The sequence below is a fragment of the Enterococcus sp. DIV1314a genome (assembly GCF_051713805.1).
Classification (GTDB): Bacteria; Bacillota; Bacilli; order Lactobacillales; family Enterococcaceae; genus Enterococcus_I; species Enterococcus_I aquimarinus.
In genome coordinates, this window is record NZ_JBIOQP010000001.1 from 2,209,965 (window position 1) to 2,231,320 (window position 21,356).

General features: G+C 35.2%; 19 protein-coding genes. 3 read left to right on the forward strand and 16 right to left on the reverse strand.

The window, feature by feature from the left end; genetic code table 11:
• Positions 1 to 41: 41 nt before the first annotated feature.
• Positions 42 to 1,610, forward strand: coding sequence for an IS66 family transposase (tnpC, locus tag IGI68_RS10545; RefSeq protein ID WP_438732718.1), 1,569 nt, complete (start codon positions 42 to 44; stop codon positions 1,608 to 1,610).
• Between the two features lie 107 nt (positions 1,611 to 1,717).
• On the opposite strand, the gene IGI68_RS10550 is transcribed toward tnpC, so the two are convergent.
• From IGI68_RS10550 to IGI68_RS10585, 8 genes are read right to left on the reverse strand one after another with little or no spacing between them, the layout of a single operon-like run.
• On the reverse strand, positions 1,718 to 2,743 hold the full coding sequence (locus IGI68_RS10550) for a glycoside hydrolase family 5 protein (protein ID WP_438732720.1): 1,026 nt from the start codon (positions 2,741 to 2,743) through the stop codon (positions 1,718 to 1,720).
• Between the two features lie 52 nt (positions 2,744 to 2,795).
• On the reverse strand, positions 2,796 to 5,183 hold the full coding sequence (locus tag IGI68_RS10555) for a glycosyltransferase family 2 protein (RefSeq protein ID WP_438732722.1): 2,388 nt from the start codon (positions 5,181 to 5,183) through the stop codon (positions 2,796 to 2,798).
• Entirely contained in the window at positions 5,170 to 6,015 is an 846-nt protein-coding gene (locus tag IGI68_RS10560; protein WP_438732724.1) for a ComEC/Rec2 family competence protein, read from the reverse strand. Before IGI68_RS10560 ends, IGI68_RS10555 begins: the two co-directional genes overlap by 14 nt.
• 12 nt (positions 6,016 to 6,027) lie before the next feature.
• A complete protein-coding gene (locus IGI68_RS10565; RefSeq protein ID WP_438732726.1) occupies positions 6,028 to 7,203 on the reverse strand; it encodes an alginate O-acetyltransferase AlgX-related protein in 1,176 nt (391 codons plus the stop codon).
• 22 nt (positions 7,204 to 7,225) lie between these two features.
• On the reverse strand, positions 7,226 to 8,626 hold the full coding sequence (locus IGI68_RS10570; protein WP_438732728.1) for an MBOAT family O-acyltransferase: 1,401 nt from the start codon (positions 8,624 to 8,626) through the stop codon (positions 7,226 to 7,228).
• A gap of 12 nt (positions 8,627 to 8,638) precedes the next feature.
• A complete protein-coding gene (locus tag IGI68_RS10575; RefSeq protein WP_438732730.1) occupies positions 8,639 to 10,222 on the reverse strand; it encodes a CotH kinase family protein in 1,584 nt (527 codons plus the stop codon).
• 11 nt (positions 10,223 to 10,233) lie between these two features.
• On the reverse strand, positions 10,234 to 10,914 hold the full coding sequence (locus IGI68_RS10580; RefSeq protein ID WP_438732732.1) for a DUF4956 domain-containing protein: 681 nt from the start codon (positions 10,912 to 10,914) through the stop codon (positions 10,234 to 10,236).
• A gap of 22 nt (positions 10,915 to 10,936) precedes the next feature.
• Positions 10,937 to 11,638, reverse strand: coding sequence for a polyphosphate polymerase domain-containing protein (locus tag IGI68_RS10585; RefSeq protein ID WP_438732734.1), 702 nt, complete (start codon positions 11,636 to 11,638; stop codon positions 10,937 to 10,939).
• A gap of 208 nt (positions 11,639 to 11,846) precedes the next feature.
• Here IGI68_RS10585 and IGI68_RS10590 point away from each other — a divergent pair, with 208 nt between their 5' ends.
• Positions 11,847 to 12,806 (forward strand): IS30-like element IS6770 family transposase, encoded by a 960-nt coding sequence (locus tag IGI68_RS10590; protein ID WP_438732736.1) that lies wholly within the window; start codon positions 11,847 to 11,849, stop codon positions 12,804 to 12,806.
• Between the two features lie 37 nt (positions 12,807 to 12,843).
• Here IGI68_RS10590 and IGI68_RS10595 read toward each other — a convergent pair whose 3' ends face one another.
• From IGI68_RS10595 to IGI68_RS10610, 4 genes are all read right to left on the reverse strand, one after another.
• On the reverse strand, positions 12,844 to 14,196 hold the full coding sequence (locus IGI68_RS10595; protein ID WP_438732738.1) for a PFL family protein: 1,353 nt from the start codon (positions 14,194 to 14,196) through the stop codon (positions 12,844 to 12,846).
• Between the two features lie 14 nt (positions 14,197 to 14,210).
• Positions 14,211 to 14,477 (reverse strand): ACT domain-containing protein, encoded by a 267-nt coding sequence (locus tag IGI68_RS10600; protein WP_071875492.1) that lies wholly within the window; start codon positions 14,475 to 14,477, stop codon positions 14,211 to 14,213.
• A gap of 222 nt (positions 14,478 to 14,699) precedes the next feature.
• Positions 14,700 to 15,422 (reverse strand): amino acid ABC transporter ATP-binding protein, encoded by a 723-nt coding sequence (locus IGI68_RS10605; protein WP_438732740.1) that lies wholly within the window; start codon positions 15,420 to 15,422, stop codon positions 14,700 to 14,702.
• Positions 15,415 to 16,875: an ABC transporter substrate-binding protein/permease gene (locus IGI68_RS10610; protein ID WP_438732742.1), complete on the reverse strand. Its 1,461-nt coding sequence runs from the start codon at positions 16,873 to 16,875 to the stop codon at positions 15,415 to 15,417. The genes IGI68_RS10605 and IGI68_RS10610 overlap by 8 nt, the downstream gene beginning before the upstream one ends.
• Positions 16,876 to 17,092: 217 nt before the next feature.
• Between IGI68_RS10610 and IGI68_RS10615 the strand changes: the two genes are divergently transcribed.
• Positions 17,093 to 18,829 carry an EAL domain-containing protein gene (locus tag IGI68_RS10615; RefSeq protein ID WP_438732744.1) on the forward strand — a complete coding sequence of 579 codons (1,737 nt, stop codon included), beginning with the start codon at positions 17,093 to 17,095 and terminating at the stop codon, positions 18,827 to 18,829.
• 67 nt (positions 18,830 to 18,896) lie between these two features.
• Here IGI68_RS10615 and IGI68_RS10620 read toward each other — a convergent pair whose 3' ends face one another.
• The 4 genes from IGI68_RS10620 to IGI68_RS10635 form a co-directional block, all read right to left on the reverse strand.
• A complete protein-coding gene (locus tag IGI68_RS10620) occupies positions 18,897 to 19,412 on the reverse strand; it encodes a GNAT family N-acetyltransferase (RefSeq protein WP_438732746.1) in 516 nt (171 codons plus the stop codon).
• Between the two features lie 71 nt (positions 19,413 to 19,483).
• Entirely contained in the window at positions 19,484 to 19,900 is a 417-nt protein-coding gene (locus IGI68_RS10625) for an NUDIX hydrolase (protein WP_438732748.1), read from the reverse strand.
• A gap of 4 nt (positions 19,901 to 19,904) precedes the next feature.
• The gene (locus tag IGI68_RS10630) at positions 19,905 to 20,282 is read right to left on the reverse strand and encodes a DUF2200 domain-containing protein (protein WP_438732750.1); all 378 of its coding nucleotides are present in this window, start codon (positions 20,280 to 20,282) and stop codon (positions 19,905 to 19,907) included.
• On the reverse strand, positions 20,275 to 21,180 hold the full coding sequence (locus IGI68_RS10635; protein WP_438732752.1) for an aminoglycoside 6-adenylyltransferase: 906 nt from the start codon (positions 21,178 to 21,180) through the stop codon (positions 20,275 to 20,277). Before IGI68_RS10635 ends, IGI68_RS10630 begins: the two co-directional genes overlap by 8 nt.
• Positions 21,181 to 21,356 lie beyond the last annotated feature (176 nt).

Genomic DNA, 21,356 nt, shown 5'->3' on the forward strand with positions numbered 1-21,356 from the left:
ATAATAAAAGTGATAATTGGAAGGAAAGGCAGGTGTGGAAAATGACTGAACTAGAACAAACCTTGATCAAAAAACTAGAGTTAGCAAATGAACAAAACAGACAATTAACCGAACAGTTAGTAGTATTAACGGAACAAGTGCAGTTGCTTACTCAAAAGTTATTTGGTCGTTCTAGTGAGAAATCTAACATAATCCCACCTGTTGAAAACCAGCTGAGTTTATTTACGGACGAAGATTTAAATATATTTAATGAGGCAGAGGTCGATCAAGACAAAAAAGCACCTGAAATCAGTCACTTAGGAGATCTTAAGGCGAAGAGACGGACGATTGGACAAAAAGAAAAGATGATAAAAGATCTTCCAGTCATCAACGTTAATTGTCTGTTACATGAAGAAGAATGCCATTATGAGTGGTGCAATACAGAATTAAAAATCATTGGAAAAGAAGAAGTGCGACAAGAAGTTGAATTTATTCCTGCTCACCTGAAGGTGAGAAAAATTATGCGCTATACTTATGAATGTCCAACTTGTAAGAAAGATGGTGCAGACGCTATTGTAAAAGCCCCAACACCTGTGCCTGTTATCCCTAGAAGCTTAGCTTCTGCAAGTTCAGTCGCCTGGTTAATGCATCAAAAATTTGAATTGAGTATCCCTTTCTATCGGCAAGAAAAAGAATGGGAAAATTATGGAATCGAACTTAGTCGTGCTACTATGGCAAACTGGGTCATCACAGCCTCTAATCTATGGTTAAAGCCTATATATGACGTCTTACATAAGCAATTACTGCAATCACGAGTGATTCATGTAGATGAAACGACGATGCAGGTTTTAAATGAGCCAAATAAACCGGCTACCTCAAAGTCTTATATGTGGCTTTACCAAAGTAGCAAAGATGCCTCTGAGCAAATAGCACTTTACCAATATAAACCTACTCGAGCTGGAGAAAATGCGCGTAAGTTTTTAGAAGGCTATCATGGTTTTATGCACTGTGATGGATATGAGGGCTATAATAAAGTCACGGATGTTACACGTGTCGGCTGCTGGGCTCACCTACGCAGAAAATTTAATGACGGCATTCCAAAAAACAGCACGAAAACTAAATCTCAGTCTGAGATTGGAAAAGACTTTTGTGATGAACTTTTTGAGATTGAGCGAACGATCGCTTATCTTTCTCCAAAGGAGAGACTCCATCTACGGAAAGAAAAAGCAACGCCAATCTTAAATCAATTTTGGAATTGGGTAGAGCATACAAATGCATTAAAGAATTCCACTCTTGGAAAAGCATTGCAATATGCAAAAAATCAAAAGGTTTACTTAATGAACTACCTTGAAGATGGGGAATGTCAACTCTCGAATAATTTAGCTGAGCGCAGTATCCGTCCATTCGTAGTTGGTCGTAAAGCTTGGAATTTTTCTACCAGTACCAAAGGTGCAACAGCGAGTGGCGTTGTTTATAGTTTAATCCAAACTGCAAAACTAAATGGATTAGATCCGTATAAGTATCTTAACTACTTATTTGAAGAACTGCCCGACACACCATTTAAAGAATACCCTGAGTTACTTCAAGGGTTATTGCCATGGAGCACAGAAGTTCAAGAAAATTGTAAATAACCCTCACTATAATATAAAGACATTATAGCAAGGGTTATTTGTCATAGCTAGATACCGTTTCATTTTGCGCTTACAATTAAGACACTAAAATAACACCTTCTAGTGTCTTAATTGACTAAACTATCGACAAGTTCAGGAAATAACCATTTTTGATAATAACGGTCGTATAAACTAAAATCTGGGTGTTTGGGGTTATCGCCACCTGGATCCCACCAAATGTAGGGAACATCTAATGTCCGACTTTTCTCTACGAAATATTGCGTCCAGGCCAGTCTATCATCTAAATTATTTTTATGACTCGCTCCAAACTCCGTTATTACAACAGGGATACCTTTATTAATAAATAGTTGGTTAATATCTGAAAAAAATGTATCGATTAATTTCGTATCTTTAGAATTTTCAGGGTCAAACGTTGTTCCTTTTTGATCTGTCTGCGTAAAATAGTCTGGTATATAAGAATGAATTGAAACCATTAAATGTTTTCCTGAAGGTAACTCAAATGCATTTAAAGCTGCTGTTTCAAAACGTGCGGCATAGGTAGGTAATAATAAATAACGTTCCCTATTGTAGCCATCCAGTTGGCGAATAGTTTCCACAAAGACTTCATTTAATTGATTAACAATTTTTTGCGACTCATAAGGACCAGTTCCCCACTCATCTCCTGTTCCAATTAAACGAGGTTCATTCATGCTCTCAAATAAAAGATGTGTGTCATATTCTGCAAAATGATTGCCAAGTTGCGTCCATAATAGTTTCACTTTTTTGATTGCTGATGTTAAATGCGCTTCATCGGGTGTGTACCAGTCATCATGGTGTGCGTTTAAAATCACATAAAATCCTTCATCTAAACTCATATCAATAATCTCAGTGACCCGATTTAACCACTCTTGATCAATCATAAAATTATCATCGACATGCTCTTGCCAAGTCACAGGAATACGAATTGTTTGAAATCCTGCTTTGCGAATATCTTGAATTATTTCAGGAGTTGTTGGAGGGTTTTTCCAATACGTCTCGTAATCAGTTGGGCTATCTGTTTGAAAATTCAGGTTGTGTGTATCTAAACTATTCCCTAAATTCCAACCTGCTTGCAATTTTTCTGAGAAACGTATTTCTTCACTCTTTAACTGCAAATTACACCCTCCTAGAATTAACAAGCCTAGATACAAGTAAAAATAGATTTGTTTATTTAGTATGATTATCTTCATCTGCGCCACCTAATATATCATTAACTAATAAACTAGTCTTATTGACTTGTTGTTTCTCATCCACTTGTTTACTTATATGTGCTTTTTGAGCCCATTGTGTAACTAATTGGCGTTTCTTTGAATCACTTGTTAGTTCATCAATATTTACAATTTGGTATAATTTATTTTTATTATTTAACTGTTTAATGTATTTACATTTAAAGTTCACGCCATCAGATACGACACATTCAATTTCATCATCTACATTTACAGAGTCTGTCACAAGATATTCGAAATTAAAATTAATAATGGTAACAAATCCCCCTGAAACTAAAGGAAGTTGTTCATTCATGTCAATACGAGCAGATTTACGACTAAAATAAACAACTGGTTGCATGCGACGTACAATATTTAAGCGTAAATCATCAAATGTACTATGCGATGATTGTAAATTTTTTGGTAGGGTATGCACTCTATCATAAAGCATTTGCATATAATCGGCTTTACTATCTAGATAATCAACAATTTGAAAAGCGTATTTCCATCCACCTCTAAATTCATCAATATGAACAATTTTCCCTTCTACTTCAGCCTGATAATAATCGGTTGTGATAGTTAACTTTATCAATTTTTTATGATCAATAAAGATGGGAGTTTCCATAAATAATGAAACACCACCTTCTGAAATATCCAATGTACGGCAGTGAATTTCTTCCTCATGAATTGGTTTTAAAACGACTGCTTCTGAAATAGCCACACGTTCACTTTTACGATGAAATTTTCTACCTAAAACAAAAAAGGTTGCCATAACTAAGTTAAATATATTGATTAAGAGCCAAAATAAAACTACGATTGGACCAATAGTACCACTTCTTAAAATCATAAAGATAATATTCGCAATTCCAATCACAGATAAAATAATAAACAATAAAAAGGGGAGTACATACAATAAGTTATTCTGTTGTTCTGTATTCACACCATCTTTTCTTGTTACTTTAAATTTTTTCAACGAAAAACCTAAAAATTCCTCTATAACGGGGAATAACAAAAATGGAAACATCGCTGTCTCATAAATATTTGTCCACTTCGTTGTTCTAATATTGCGACTCATCATTCGTAACGTAACTGTACTTGAGATATACATAGGTAACCAGAAAATTAAAATTTGCAATAAATCGGTTTTAATAACCATATAACCAAATGTTGCAAACATAATAGGAGACATAATATAAATTAATCGTTTTATTGGCGCATACCAATACCAAATTGACGCCCAATAGTTTGCTTTTTGAGCTAAAGAGAAACTTTTTGTCAAAAAAATATGCATTTTGCGTCCTGTTTGAATACATCCACGTGCCCAACGAATCCGTTGTTGAATCAAACTTGGAAAATCTGTTGGTGATAACCCACTGGCTAACTCTTCATTCATAGCATAACAACGATATTTTTTCTTTTGGAGTAACATTCCTGTAGCAAAATCTTCCGTAATAGCTTTTTCATAAAAACCGCCAATATCATTCAAAGCTTCACGACTGAGTAAAGTATTGGAACCGCCATAGATAACACTGTTTGATCTGTTACGTGATACTTGTACATCTTTATAGAAATAATCTTGTTCATTTGGAATACGGTTTTCAGAAAACAAGAAATATTGGAATAGATCTGGGTTATAAAATGTTTGTGGCGATTGAACAAACCCCATTTTGATTTGATCCTTTTCTTCTTTTCCTTCATTTTTAATCCAGGCATCTACAAAATAGGGAACCAAGCGCATTAATAATATTCGGCGTGGAATCATATCTGCATCCATTGTTAAAATTAACGGGGAGTTACTTTTACTCATCGCATGGTTCAAGTTTCCAGCCTTTGCACCTTTATTGTCAGAACGATCTAAGTACTGGATCCCCATAGATTCAGCTAACTTTTTGGCTTCAGGTCGATGACCATCATCACATAAATAAATGTGAATTTTTGTTCTATCAGGATATTCTAAGTGTTTACAACCATTAATCGTTTTATAAAGTAAATCCATTGGTTCTGTATACGTAGCAATAAAAATATCTACATCTGGAAACAATTCTAACGGCACATCTGGAACTTGTGGGCTTTCTATCTTATACATATTGTAATAATGAACCATCGATTCCAATGCTCCTAAAAATTCTACAATAACTAAAGACACGCCCATGATAATAGATACCACACCAAACTCCAAAGGTAACGTGTAGCGAATCCGCCAATACAAATAAATGATATTTAAGATAACAGTGAGTAATACCCATAATTGATTACGATAAATTTTAATCTTTGACTCTTTAGGGTAAATCGAAGAATATAATTCACTTTTTTCTTTAGGTATAGACTTCATATGCTCATTTCCTTTCAATTTTCTCTCCATTACTTTGGAAATGCAACGTTTGTTTGTTTGTAAAATAAATAGTTGATGCTAGCTCTTTTAGTGCATTTTGTACTTCTAAGTCATTGCTAGAGGCTGTAGTTACAGCTATTTTTGGTTTAATTTGCTCTATAAAAGATTCTGATGATAAATTAGCACGCCCATGATGTGCAACTAGATATAAATCTATGGTAGGCCAATTAACTTTCATCAACTCTTGCAATCTTTTTGATTCACTATCACCGACAAATAGCATATTTGTTTGTTGATGTGTAACTAAAGTAGCAAGCGAGTAATTATTATCTTTTTTGTAATGTCTCTCTAAAGGCGGATATACTGTCAATTTTATAGATCCTAAAGCAAAGTTACGCGTCCTCGAAGGATAGGTTACAGACACTTCCAAAGCTGTCAGTTCGTTAGTTATTTTTTCCAAATTTTCGTGCTCTTTACCATAATAAGGCATAATTACATGAACAACAGAAAAATCTTGTAAGATATTTAACATACCACCAACATGATCTTTATCTGGATGCGTTAAAATTAAGTAATCAATCGTTTTGATTTGTTCGTCTTTTAATAATTTTTTTAATGCTTGATAGTCTTGTTTTTCTCCTGTATCAATTAAAATAGTATTTGCCCCTTGTGTCAGCAAAGTAGCATTTGCATCATTAATTGTGGAAAGAAAATAGACATCTAGTGGTCGTTCATTGTCTTTCGCTGTATTATAATGGTGCATTAGAAAAAAACCTCCTGCCAATACAGCAATAAAAATTATAAAACGAAAGATGATAACACTTCTTTCTAAAAATTCATTTTTAATCACTCTCACCTCCATTTACTTATAAAAATTATAAAAGGAATCTTGGATAGATGTACTTTGTGTTGCTACTACTACCGCATCAAATGCTTCATTTTCTATTAATTTCTCAATTGTTTTGGATGTTTCATTTTCAGTCACTATAACTTCAACTTCTTTATTCATTAAAACTAAATATTTAGCAATGGATAAAAAATAATTATCTGTTAATAAGATTATTTTTCCGCCCGTCTCTATTTGATTGTTTATTAACTTTAAATGCCTTAATTCAGATCCAAAATAGATATTTGAAGCATTGAAATATGTGGTATCCTTTCTTGCATATTCTACAGGATTAATAACAGATTGATAGTAATCTCCTTGACGAGTTACATTTTTTGATACGTCTTTATAGGTCAGATTAACAGGAAAGTTGGGTACAAATAATTCTAAATCATCCACAGTTGTAAAAAAAATTCCAGTAGAACGTAATTGATCACCTACCATTTTTTTAGAATAAACATCCTTGCGGTAGTTAGAGGATAAGGCATATTTTTTATCATAATTAAATATTGAGTTCCTCTTTTGTAGTTCATCCATAATTTGAATCGTTGCTTGAAAAGCAGCAATATCTGTCCAAATACTATGTGTTTTATAATAATATTCCTGATAGGTGTCTCGTTCTTCAGGAACTATTTTACGTAAATCAAGTGTATTGATTTGTCTATAAGATAATTCTAAAAATAATTCATCTAATTTTTGTAAAGCAACATCATTTGTAGGATAACCAGGTCTTATTTTACTTACTCCATGTATATACTTTCCGGAGCTTCCTACATAAAGAAAAGTAGTGTCATTCAAATTTTTCGTCATCTTTTCCAATTGTTTTGCATATTTTTTTATATTAGGATTACTTTCTGCAAAGTAATTTGCTTGTTGAAGATAGCCGTCTTCTGTTTTCGTTATATAAAAATCACGTGCTTCCGATTTTCCTTGAGCTCGTAACAATAAAGAATACACGTCACGCAATTGTCTTTTGTAAGGCAGTTGATCAATCAAAATTTTTTCAATCTCCTGTTGTGAAGTAGTTGAAAGTATTTGTGGTGTCTCTCTTAACTTATCAAAGGATGCCTGTAGCTCTATTATTCCTACTATTGATGTAAAGCTGGAGAAGATAATGATTAGCAAGAGATTTAACATATTTTGTTTCTTCATGATAACTGATTATCTCCTCTCTTTAAGCAAATATTTGATTAGCTTGAAATCCTAGCAATATGAACAATAAGCACAGAATATAAAGTAATAGAATGCCTATCGTATTACCTAATTTTAGCAATCCTACTGATGTAATCTTTATTTTTTCTTTAACCAGAGGATGAATAAACATGATGTAACAAGATAAAATAATAGGTATCCATAATTCTCTAATAAATGCCATAACTCGATCATCGTAAAATCCATTATTATTTAAACCAAATAAATCACTAAAAAATTGACCAGTGTGATAGAGTGATTGACTTCTCAAAAAAATAAAACCAAAAAATACTGTCAACGTTGTATAAACTCTTCGTAAAATAATGTAAGAGTTATTCTCAGAAAAATAAAAGAAATACTCTACTATTAAAATAACAAAGTTAAATGCTCCCCATAAAATAAATTGCCACCCAAAACCATACCATAAACCAATTAATAACCAAATAACAAATAAATTAATGATAACTTGATCACGATTTTTCTTCAGATTAACTAAACTGAAAAAATATTTTCTAAACCAACGAATTAAGGTGATATTCCAACGTTTCCAAAAATCTGTCAAAGAAGTCGCAATAAATGGATTATCAAAGTTTTCTGGTAAAGAAAAACCAAACATTTTCGCCAGTCCGATAGCCATATCCGCGTATCCAGATAAAAGGAAGTAATAATAGATGCCATTTACAAACAATGCTAACCACGCCATTGTGACTGAGGATTGTATGACGGTATTATCAAGAGAGGATTGCACAAACGCATAGTTTAAAAAATAGGCAAATTGATCGGCTATCAATACTTTTTTGGACAAACCAATAACAAATCGATGAATCCCTTCTACAAATATACTCATCTCATAGTTGCGCATTAGAAATTGATTTTTCATTATTGAAAAATCAATTAATGGCCCATAGGCTATTTTTGGAAAAAATGCTATATACAGCGCAATCATAAAAATATTCTTTTCCGCCGTTGTCTCCTTAAGAAACACTTCCATAAAATAACCTATCCCTTGTAAAACTACCCATGAAATGCCTAAAGGTAACATCCAATGATTAAATAATTGATTCGTAATTTCTGACCATTGATTAAGAACACGACAACTTACAAGAATGAACAGATTACCGCCTATTCCGATATACAACGCACTTCTTACATATTTATTTTTCTTCATTTGTCTTTCTAAAAAAAGGCCTCCTAGCCAATTCCAAATAATACAACTAACTAAAATAACACTAGCAAAAAAATTGGTTGTTCCTACATAATAAAATAATAAACTAGCTAAAAGTAGCAATCCATTTTGAATTTTCAAAAAGCGAGCTACGCTATAATATATTACTAATGTTAACGGTAAAAAGAGCGTGATAAAAGAAATCGTTTCAAAACGCATGTTTCAGTCCTCCTATTTCCTTGATGCTTTAAATGCTGGTAAAGCAAAACCAAGGACAGCAACTAATAATAGTAATGGCATATAATACGTTATTCCTGTATCCATTTTTGTATCTTTTCCTAATATATTTAAATACGGTCCTATAGAGGTCGCATGTTTTAAAATAGCTGTTTTTAAACGATACATTTCCACACGATATTCTATGGCATTTCGTACGAATTCATCGTTCTCACCAAAATTGTCTAAACTCAATTTATTTTCAGTCGTATATATATGCCCCCAACGTGTCCATTCTCTATCAATAGCATCACCTAAATGGGCTGTAATCATATCCACAGTATTCAAAACATTTTTATCTGAAAAAGCGCCTCTTCGTAATTCAGCATAACGTTTTTGTAGAAGTTTAATAAAGTGCTTATCCTTAATTAAGCGATCAAACCACGGACTTGTTTGAAAGGCTGTTACTTTGTACTCTAATGGTTCATCAAGATAATTATCCATCGTTCCGTCAAAATCCCAGACCGGGCCCATTTTTAGTTTTTGACCTTTGTCTTTATACATATAGGTCGAATTTAATCCAGAATCATAACTTGCAAAGAACTCGTTAACTAAGAAATAATCAACAAAAGAAGCGACATCAATATAACGTGAATAAGTGGCAAAAACATCTGGATCATTTGAATAAATAACCTGCTCAATTTTACTTAAATCTTCTGTTACAAAATCAATTTCTTTTTGCGTCACATTTTTCTTACTTGGATAAATCAGACCTAAATAATTAGAACTTAATTTTTTTCTAGTTGCCCATGTATCCAAAATAACTTCATCTTCAGCAATACGATCTCTTCTAGCAATATAGGAAGGAAATGAATCAGCATTTTTAGCTGGTTCAATAGCTACTCTATCGTTTCCCTGACGCACATTTTCCATTAACAGATGTACTCCTTCATAGTAATAGCGCCCATCTTCGTGATAAATTACTTCTGTATAAACAGATTCAGGTGTATAAGGCATAATTTTATCCGTTAGACGTAATGCTAAATAATTACGCATCATACTTTTATCCATCAATGATCCATTGAGTATCCATTCTTGATCTGAACCCATTCCAAAAAAATCTAGGTAACGTTCTTGACCTGATTCAGTTACTAATTTGATTAGATATTGCGCTTTTTCATAAAGCATCGAGCTATTTCCTCGACGTTTTATTTGAATTAAACTCTCTACTTCAGCTCTATCTGTAATATGATTTTCTTTTCCTGTATTAATAATTTTAACTGTTCCTGATCGATAAGGCGTTACTCCAGGAATAGGTACAAAAACACCATCTTTTTCTTGCTTCATGCTGATTGGTGGTTTTTCATTTCCTGTATCAATGACAATAATAGGAAGATTAGTTGAAAAACTTTCGTCTACTTCCCACTTCTTATTAACTCCTTGCATCGGATTTTTTTTTAAAGGCGCTTCTTCCAATGGTTGTTCATATATACTATTCATTTTTTTAGATTGAGGTATTTGAGTGAGTAATGAAACAAAAATAACTATTACAAGTAATACTACAATAGTAATCATTGTGTTTTTACGATTATATTTCATCCCTTCACAACCTATCGACTCATTTCATCATTTTGGCTAACAATACTTACAGTCTTAATACCAGTAATATTACTTAAATATGCAGATGTAGAAGATACTTTCTTATCCGCATTTTGTAATTGTTTTTCTGATAATTCATAAATATATTCCAATGAATCATTACTGATATTTTTCACACGATAACGAACTCTTCCTAAAAATAACTGCTCCATTTCCTGTTCAACTAAATTTTCAGAACTACTATCACCACGTAAAATTAATAAGTAACGTTCATTGCTTTTAACTGCTCCAAATAAAATTAAAAATAAAAAAATCACTCCTGAACCAATCGACACAATGACATATTCTTGTACACCACAACAAATTCCTACAGCAACTGCCCAGAAAATATATGCAGTGTCTCGAGAATCCTTAATTGCTGTTCTAAAACGAACAATCGATAACGCTCCGACCATACCTAAAGATAACGCGATATTATTTCCAATTACATTCATGACTAAAGTTGTAATCAGTGTCAACATAACTAAAGACACATTAAATTTCGCACTATACATTCCACCTGCATGTGAAATTCGGTAAGATAAATAAATAACTAATCCTAAAATTCCTGCAATAAAAAAATTCAATATAATATCCTGAATAGTCAATGCTCCTTGATTTGATTTTAATAATTCTAACAAAACATCTCTCATAATTGTTCTCCCTTACATTAATTTATTCAGTTGTGTGACTAATAAAACGCGACATTACATACTTACTATATGATTGTGAAGATTTATCAATACTATCCAATAGTTCACGTATATGTGACAATAAAAAATGATTATATTTTATTTCTAGTGTCACATCATCTGGAAAACCTACAGGATAAAAAGTATCCGATTCGCCAAATAAATCAAAACTACTTTCACTAGCTACTAATTTTTGATCAAAAGTCACTCGTGTATCGTTTACATCCATCATAAAAGCATAACGATTATATTGAACAATTACTTGAGGCCTATATAGTTCAGTTGTCATCTTATAATATAGATTTTGTGCCAGTGAATGATTAATTTCTTGTAGAACCGTATAATCACACGCAATTAATCGAATCGCTTCTTTTTTTGTAATTGTTAAAGAACGCTTTTGCTGCCAGTCCCCATTTTTTTCTTTTACTTCTAATTTTACCAATTGATCTTGCGGAGAGTAAATACGTAGACGAATTTTTTGCCGTTCTTCAATTCCTTCTAATTTTTCTTCTAAGTCATCGTGATATAAACTATCAAAATAAAGAGATCGTACAAGATAGCCGTCTATGCCATTGTGACTATCTTGGGGTAATATTTGCGATAAATATTGTTGTGCAAGTAATGCAGTTTCTAAGGAAATACGATATTTTATTTCACGCCTCGTAACATCTAACATTTGTTTCATAAAATTTCTCCTTTATTTCAAAAACATACTATTTGTCGATTTTTTAACTAGAATTTAAACTTCATAAAAATTACATTCACAAAAATTTTATGTACTTAATTGATTATATTATACGCGAATTGTAAAATTAAGTTAGAAAAATAAAAAGGCATTTATGTTACACTCAAATTGTATTTCCGACGAAAGAAAACAAAGGATGTAACCATAAATGACCTACAAACATCTTACCATAGACGAACTGACAATGATAGAATCATATTATCTTCAACATAATAAACCGGTTGAAATCGCTAACCGAATGGGACGTGCTATACAAACTATTTATAATGTAGTCAATAAGTTCAAGCAAGGCAAGACTGCTCTTGATTATTGGCACCAGTATAAAGAAAATAAGAAAAAATGTGGTAGAAAAGTCATTCAATTACCTGCTCATGAAGTAGATTACATTAAAGAGAAAGTCACTCTTGGTTGGACGGCTGACGTCATTATCGGGCGACAAGAAAGGCCTATTTCATGCGGTATGAGAACACTTTATCGTTTATTTTCTAAAGGAATATTTGATATTGACACACTACCTATGAAAGGTAAAAGAAAACCCAATGGCCATCAGGAAAAACGGGGAAAACAACAATATCAGCGCTCAATCCATGATCGACCTGATAATTATCCTGATTTCAATTCTGAGTTTGGTCACCTTGAAGGTGTTACGATCGTTGGCATTCATCATAAAAGTGCCGTCATTACTTTAGTTGAAAGATTATCTAAAGTCATTATCACGATTAAACCCAACGGCCGTAAGGCATTAGATATTGAAACTGCCCTTAATCAATGGTTTTCTCGCTTCCCTAAAAACTTCTTTAAATCTATTACGTTTGACTGTGGAAAAGAATTTTCTAACTGTAAAGCCATTAGTAACCAACATGATATTGATATATATTTTGCGGACCCTGGAACACCTTCTCAACGCCCATTAAACGAGAATTCTAACGGGATTCTGCGTCGTAATGGACTGCCGAAATCAATGGATTTTAGAGAAGTGAATCAGACATTTATTTCCAGTATCAGCAATCAACGTAATCATATTCCAAGAAAATCATTGAATTACAGAACACCAATCGAAATATTTTTGAGCTATGTACAAGAAGCATTTTATTCTAACTTAATTTGACAAATTTTAACGATTAATCGAAAAAATAAGAACCTTTTTAATTTTTAAAGGAATGAATCGGTGCTGGAATACGTCCGCCACGTTGAATGAAGTCAAATGATTTCGCAGCATTTACTTTCATAACCGGTGCCGTTCCGAGTAATCCGCCGAACTCAATCATATCACCGACTTTACTATCTTTTGCCGGAATAATGCGCACCGCAGTCGTTTTATGGTTAATCACACCAATCGCGGCTTCATCGGCAATCATCGCCGCAATCGTTTCTGCACTCGTTTCACCAGGGATCGCAATCATATCCAACCCGACCGAACAGATGGCTGTCATCGCTTCTAATTTTTCTAAATTTAAAAACCCATTTTGGACCGCTTGAATCATTCCTGCATCTTCTGAGACGGGAATAAATGCACCCGATAAGCCCCCAACATGATTACATGCCATGACGCCGCCTTTTTTAACAGCATCGTTTAAAAGTGCTAAAGCCGCCGTAGTACCATGCGTCCCAACTGATTCAAGACCCATTTCTTCTAAGATAAAAGCCACACTATCACCCACAGCTGGCGTAGGAGCCAACGATAAATCGACAATGCCAAAAGGAACACCTAATCGTTCGGAAGCGACGCGACCCACGAGTTGACCCATGCGAGTAATTTTAAACGCAGTTGTTTTGACCGTTTCTGCCACAACGTCAAAACTTTCGCCACGGACTTTTTCTAAGGCGCGTTTGACAACTCCAGGTCCACTCACGCCAACATTGATCACACAGTCACCTTCACCGACGCCATGAAAAGCCCCCGCCATAAATGGATTGTCTTCCACCGCATTCGCAAAGACGACTAATTTGGCACACCCCATCTCTGAAGCTTCAGCTGTTGCTTTAACGGTTTCGCCCATCAATTTAACGGCGTCCATATTAATTCCCGCTTTTGTTGATCCAATATTCACAGATGAACAAACAAATTGCGTTTGTGCTAATGCTTCAGGGATAGATTCAATTAATACTCGATCCGCACCTTGATAGCCTTTTTCGACTAATGCACTATATCCTCCGATAAAGTTAACCCCTACCGTTTCCGCTGCGCGATCAAGCGCTTTGGCTAATTGAATACAGTCTGTTGTGGTCGTATTGGTCACGGCTGAAGCCACAATCGCTATCGGCGTAACGGAAATTCGCTTATTAATAATCGGAATCCCATATTCCAATTCAATCGCTTCGCCAACTGCGACTAACTCTTTTGCTTTCGTCGTAATTTTTTGATACATCTTTTCGCAGACAGCTTCAATGTTGCTATCCATACAATCAAGGAGTGAAATCCCCATTGTAATTGTTCGTATATCTAAATGTTCTTCTTCCACCATACGAATGGTTTCCAGTATATGATTAACTTCCATCTGATAACCTCCGATTATAATTTGTGCATTGCATCAAAAATTTCTTCATTTTGAATGCTAATTTTGACACCCAATTCTTCACCAGCTTGCGTTAGTTGCGCGCGTATTTGCTCAAAATCTAAAGCTGGATTTAGTTCCAGTACCATCATCATTGTAAAATATTCTTGCATAATCGTTTGTGTCACATCAACAATATTAATATTTAATGATGCTAACGTCTGACTCACACCCGCGATAATCCCCACTTTATCTTTCCCAATGACTGTTAAAATGCCTCTCATCAAACCACCCCTTCTTTTTTGATTAGTATAGCACATTCTAATCGTAAAAATAGGGGTTTTCTCATTTTTTTCAAATCATTTACTAATTATATTGCGAAAGAAAAGAGGATCTTTCAGAAAAATGAAAGAGCCTCATTGGTTTTTACTGATATTCTCTTTTCTTGAGTGACTATCCACAAAAACACCTCTTCCTAATCAATCAACTAAGAAGAGGTGTTCCCTTTACAACACTTTATTTAAGAAATTTTGTGTTCTCGGATTTTTCGGAGAACCAAATATTTCTGCCGGCGTTCCTTCTTCTTGAATCACGCCCTCATCCATAAAAATCACACGGCTCGCCACTTCTCTAGCAAAGCCCATTTCATGCGTGACAACGACCATTGTCATGCCATTTTCTGCTAAATTTTGCATAACCGCTAACACTTCCCCGACCATTTCAGGATCTAAAGCCGATGTCGGTTCGTCAAAGAGTAACACGTCAGGATCCATGGCCAGTGCTCGCGCAATCGCAACCCTTTGTTGTTGCCCACCAGATAAACTGGAAGGATAGCTGCTACTTTTTTCTTTTAAACCTACTTGTTCCAAAAGAGCCAACGCTTTGTCTTTTGCCAATTGTTCGTCCATTTTTTTAACCTTTATGGGACTAATTGTTAAATTTTCTAAGACACTTTTATGAGGAAATAAATTAAAACTTTGAAAAACCATTCCCATTTTTTGGCGTAATTCGTCTATATTATGATCTTTTGCTAAAATGTTAGTCCCTTCAAATTCAATCGTGCCTTCAGTAGGTGTTTCAAGTAGATTCAAACACCGTAAAAAAGTACTTTTCCCACTCCCAGAAGGTCCAATAATGACGACCACTTCGCCTTTTTCAACAGTTAAATCAATGCCTTTTAAGACGGGTGTTTGATCAAATGATTTGTGTAACTGACGGATTTTAATCATGTGCGTTCATTCTCCTTTCAGCAACGCCAAGTACTCTAGATAGCGTAAAGGTTAAAGCAAAATAAATGAATGAAACGACAAGGTACGGTAAGAATGGCTTAAAGCTCGCACCTTGAACATTTCCAGCTTGGAAAATGAGTTCAGATACACCAATAATGGACACGACTGATGACTCTTTAATAACTGTCACAAATTCATTTCCTAAAGCTGGTAAAATATTTTTCACTGCTTGCGGTAAAATAATATGACGCATCGCTTGCACTTGATTCATCCCTAACGAACGAGCGGCTTCTAACTGACCACGGTTAACCCCGTTAATCCCAGCACGAATAATTTCTGCGACGTATGCCCCACTATTTAACGAAAGGGCGATACAGCCAGCCGCAAGCCGGGAGATATCCAAGCCTAAAATCCCTGTTCCAAAATAAACAATGAAGATTTGGACCAGTAAAGGCGTCCCGCGAATATATTCAATATAAATCGTGGCGAATAAGCGAATCAGTTTGCTCGAACCTAATTTCATCCAAGCGAGTAATCCACCGACAAGCGTTCCGAAAAAGACACCAATAAACGCAAGGAAAATCGTATAGCTTGCACCTGAAAGGTAGTAAGAATAATATTTCCGAAAGAACCCTTGGTTATCTTCTAATAACCACTCATTGGCTTGCGCTTGATATTCAACCAATAAATTGTTATCTAATATTTCTGTAATCGCCTCATTCACTCTTTCTTCTAAAACAGGCGCATTTTTTGAAAAGGCAACTGCCACGTCTTTGTTCGCATCTTGAAAAGCAACATCAGAATAAACAATATCTTCATGGCGATCGACGTACCCCTGTGCAACGGGACCTTCTAAGATAGCACCATCCACTTTTTTATTTTTTAAATTCAAAATGACATCTGGAATTTTTTGCAACGAAATAATGGAGGCATTTGATAGCTCACTAAACGCCAGTTCTTCTTGCGTTGATTGCTTTTGCACTGCGACTGTTCGTCCATCAAAGTCAGCAATTGTCGTTAAATCCGCTTGATCTTCCTTACGAACAAGTAATTTTTGTTCAATCGTCATATAGGACTTGGAAAAACTCACTTCTTTCAAACGCTCGGGTGTCGGTGACATCCCTGAGATAATCATATCAATTTTCCCAGTGCTCATAGCGCCAAGTAATGCATCAAATCCCATCGGCTCGATTTTTAATTCGACGCCTAAATGGTCGGCAATCTTCTCAGCAACAGAAACATCAAAGCCCACAATCGTTTGTTGACCATCCACTTCTGCATAAAATTCATAAGGCGCATAATCCGGCGATAAACCGACAATTAGCGTTCCTCTTTCTATAATTGCCTCATAATAAGGATCCTCAGTCGCTGCATTAACAACATTCAACGGAATAAGGCTACTGAAAAAGAAGAAGGCCGTTAGAAAAGAGATAATATATTTTTTTAGTGACACAGTTTATTCATTCCTCTCGCTGATTTATGTATAAAAATTCATTAAAAACCGTTATTATCATACCATAATTGAAAAAAATCCCATAGTCTTTATTGGATATTCTCATCAATTGAAAAAAATTTCTCATTTTTCACTCTTTTAATGCGTACGATTTCATAAGATGGTACAATATATAAAAATAACGTAATAGAATAATTCATTTGGAGGTTTCTAGAATATGAAGACAGAGTCAAATCGAACAAATCCAGTTACGCCCTCCTTTATCCAATTTTTGAATAATTCCAATGATTATACAAAAACGATTGATAATTTACGCCGCCTAGAACTTCCCCCTGAAATCATGGCGCAATATCTTACCTTTATGCAATCAGCACCTGTGTCGGTGATATTTGTTGACCGGAATGAAACGATTCTTTTCACAAATAAAACGATTGAATACAAACTAGGGAAAAATCAATCAGAATTAATTGGTCATTCAATCTCTGATGTCATTCCTTTCCGGTTAAACGAAGGAGACAAACAAGCCATTATCGATGAAGTCCGGTTGAATAATCACTGGAACGGCCGTTTATCTTATATCGACAATGAAAATAATGCTAAACGTAGTTGGATAAAAGTAACACGCTTTGAGAATCCTCCTTATGCCCCAACGTATGGTATTTTATTTTTTGATACCGACAGCGTGAATTATCGTGACTTTAGCGATCATTCCTTAACGTATTATGATACGAAAACGTTTCTCCCCAATTTTAATCAGTTCGCTTTTGATATTAACCAAATGGCGCGCAAACGCGACTCCGATGTCAAAGGACTCGCTTTAATTCGTTGTCAAAATTTATCTGAAATCACCGTTCATTATTCCAGAAAAATCATGGATGAAGTCACAAATACGATGATTAGACGAATCAAAAAAGCCTTGCCAAGCGGATACTATTTATATCGTTTATCAAGAGATGTATTTGCTGTATTTTGTTCTAAATGTAAAAATGAAGCATCCTTCAAAGAATTAATCGAAGAACTTTATCAAACATTATTAACGCCCTTATCAATCGACTCAAAAAAAATCTTTTTAACCATTGAAATGGGAGTCGTTTTTTATCCTACACAAGTACTCGAATTAACGGATTTACTTTTAAGCGCTGAAATTTGTTTAAACCAACGTGATTCTACGCGTATCACTTATTATTCAGAAGAAATGAGCAATGACTATACTCTCACGCTGCAAACCATTGAAAAACTGCAATCCGCCTTTGAAGACAATCAGATTAAAGTCCTTTATCAACCGATCATGGATCAAAATGGAAATCTAGAAGCCGCCGAAGCTTTACTTCGTTGGCGCGATGAGGAATTAGGTGCCGTTTCCCCGCTTGTCATTATTAAAGGCGCAAAAGAGTATGGCCATATTCATAAATTAACGACCTGGATTTTAGATAAAGTGGTGGAAGATCGTCTGTTTGATCACATCCCGATTACCATTAATCTTGATGCCGTCCAGTTGACAAATGATTTGTTCTTATCAGACATCAAAAATCTTGTGGCCACAAAAGCGCTTAATCCTCATCAAATTGTCTTCGAAATTACGGAACACATTTCGCTCAACCGTTCTAGTAATGCACTCAATATTCTTTCAGAACTAAAATCAATGGGTTTTCGACTTGCCTTAGATGACTTTGGCTCGGGATATTCGGATTTTAATTTACTAACCGAAGCAGCTTTTGATATCTTAAAAGTAGATGCAACATTTATTATGGGGATTAAAGAAGAACCGAAAAAAGAAATTGTCTTAAAACATATCCTCCAACTCGCAAAAGAGTTAGGGTTATTAACTTGCTTTGAAGGGATTGAATCTGAGGTTGAACTAACCTACGCCCGAGAGCTTGGTTCAGATTGTCTACAAGGATTCTATTTCTCACATGCCCTATCCTTGGATGATTTTACGAATAAATACTTATAATTCATGACAAAAGGCATCTTCAGCAGCGATTGCTCAAGATGCCTTTTGTCCATTTTTGAAGGACTGATTACTCTGCTACCCCAAATTCGCTGGCATACCGTAATGAACCATCCAACTGAGGGATGATCGTCGTTAACGGACAAGCCATAAAGTTCATCGAAGGAATTCCTTCCGGTACGGTGACGCCAAAATCAGCCGCTGGAAGATAGCCAAATTTCGGATAATAATTTTCGCTTCCTAAAACGAGACTGAAAGAATAGCCTAATTCTTTCGCTCTGCGATGCCCTTCTGCGATTAACGCACGCCCTACGCCACATTTTTGATGGATAGGTAAAACAGATAGTGGCGCTAAGACAAGGACCGTCGTTTCGCCAACGTGACCTTCTGTAAAGAGAATATGGCCAACAATTTCATCTTTTATTTCGGCAACTAAGGATAATTCCGGAATAAAGGCTTCACTGGCTCGCAATTTCTCGATAATCTCTTGTTCATTCCCATCGGCAAAATCGGCTGTTTCAAAAGCCGATTGAACTAATTGATAGACGGCGCGGTAATCATTTGGTCTTTCTTGTCGAATTTTCATCGTACTACTCCTCATTCTAATGGTTTAACGATGAATAAGAACAGGGTCTCTCCTTATTTTACGCTGTTTCGTTATTCTAAAAATAAGCTTTCTTTCACTAAATCAGCTTGAAAAAGAAGATGCCCAATGTTCCCTTCTCCAGCATAGATCGTGTAATCAAAGAAATCATGAGACAAATCCGACCAAAAAAGCGGATGGACTTCTTCAACTAATGTCACTTCATGTTTGAGTTTCCCAACGTAAACTTCTAACAGACAGTCTTGTAAACAATAGTCAAAGCGCATCAATCGATGTAACGTTACGTCTGCAGATGTGATATTGGTTTCTTCTTGCAACTCACGATAAGCCGCCTCAATCCCAGATTCTCCTTCTTCAATTTTCCCACCTGGTAAGTTGATTAATCCTAAATAAGGTTCTTTGACTCGGTGGCACATGATTATTTTTTCTTCTGAATGATGATAAATTAAGAGTAAATTATATTTTTTCATCCACTCATTCCTCCATTTTTATGAGTGGACGTTTGATTTTTTCTATTTTCTTTCCTTTGGCTAACTCATCAATCAATTTATCTAAATAGCGAACTTCTTGAATAATCGGATCTTCAATTTCCTCAACACGGATCCCACAAATCACACCCGTAATCAATCGTCTTGCCTCATTCATCTTAGGAGCATTTTTAAAAAACTGTTCAAAGCTCACTTCTTGTTGCACAACTTGTGCGAGTTCCTCGGATGAATAACCCGTCAACCATTGAATGATGTCATCGACTTCTTCTTTCGTACGCCCCTTTTTTGTAACTTTCGCAAGATACAGTGGATAGACCTTACCGACACTCATCTGATACAAACGTTGCTCATTGCGGTTATTCATCGTTCATCCCTCTTCCTGATTTCTGACTTTCTGTGAATTGAGTCGTGGCTTTTAAGCCTTTTAAATAATAAATCATCGCCGTTTCTTCCTCTTGATGATACGGATAATCAAAAGCATGCGCCACGTCTCTTGCTTTTTCTTGAAACATTTCAACTGCCATCCATACAGCGGTCCAAATATGAGAAACGTCCCCACTCGCATACGTCTTTAAGTAATGATTATAGTCTTTTTCGGACAAATAGTCTCTAAAATATTTTCCCCATAATCCTGTATTAATTTGATAATCATAAGTAAGCCCAATTGCCCACTCAATCATCTTATCCAGTTCTGCGTGACTCGTTTCATGGTACATCCGCAAGGCGTAAGGGAGTTGCTGACGAACAAGTCCTTTCCCCACATTTGATAAACACCACCAAAATTCGTTACAACAAGCTAAAAATTCGGCTTGACTTGGTTTTGCAATCCAGTAATGGTGATCAGAAGGGGCTTCATTAATTGGCAAAAAGGCATCTTTATCTAATAACGTCACCGTTAACGATTCTGCTAAAAAATTCCTTTTAGCCACTTGCAGTGAATGTAGTTGCAAATCGATTCGTTGACCATCCTTAAATAGCATCAACCAAGTATAGCACTCATTTGGGTCATTCCCTTCTCCCCAACCCAAATAGGATGATAGTGGCTCTTGCATCATCGCGATTTCTCCCAGTGATGCACGCCAGGAGTCCTCCTGTAAAAAAGAAGCCGTTTCCGTTACAACAAATACCACATCGAAATCTTGATAGTTATCTTTTTCTACATTGGGGTTGGCTCTAGAACCCGTTAAATAAACACAGCGGATTCGGTCATCATCTTTTGCTAGCTGTAAAATCAGGTTCATCATTTCGTTTTCCGTTCGCATGGATTCCCTCTTTTTCTGACGGTACGACTGCTCAATCGATTTTTTAACAATCAATGAGAAGGCCGTCATTTTTTCTATTCTTCGAAGTTTCTTCTTATTTCAAATATTAGCATTCCTTTTCCTATGATACTAGCCTATAATGAGAAGCGTGCTTGTTTTCTTTTATTATTTTGAAT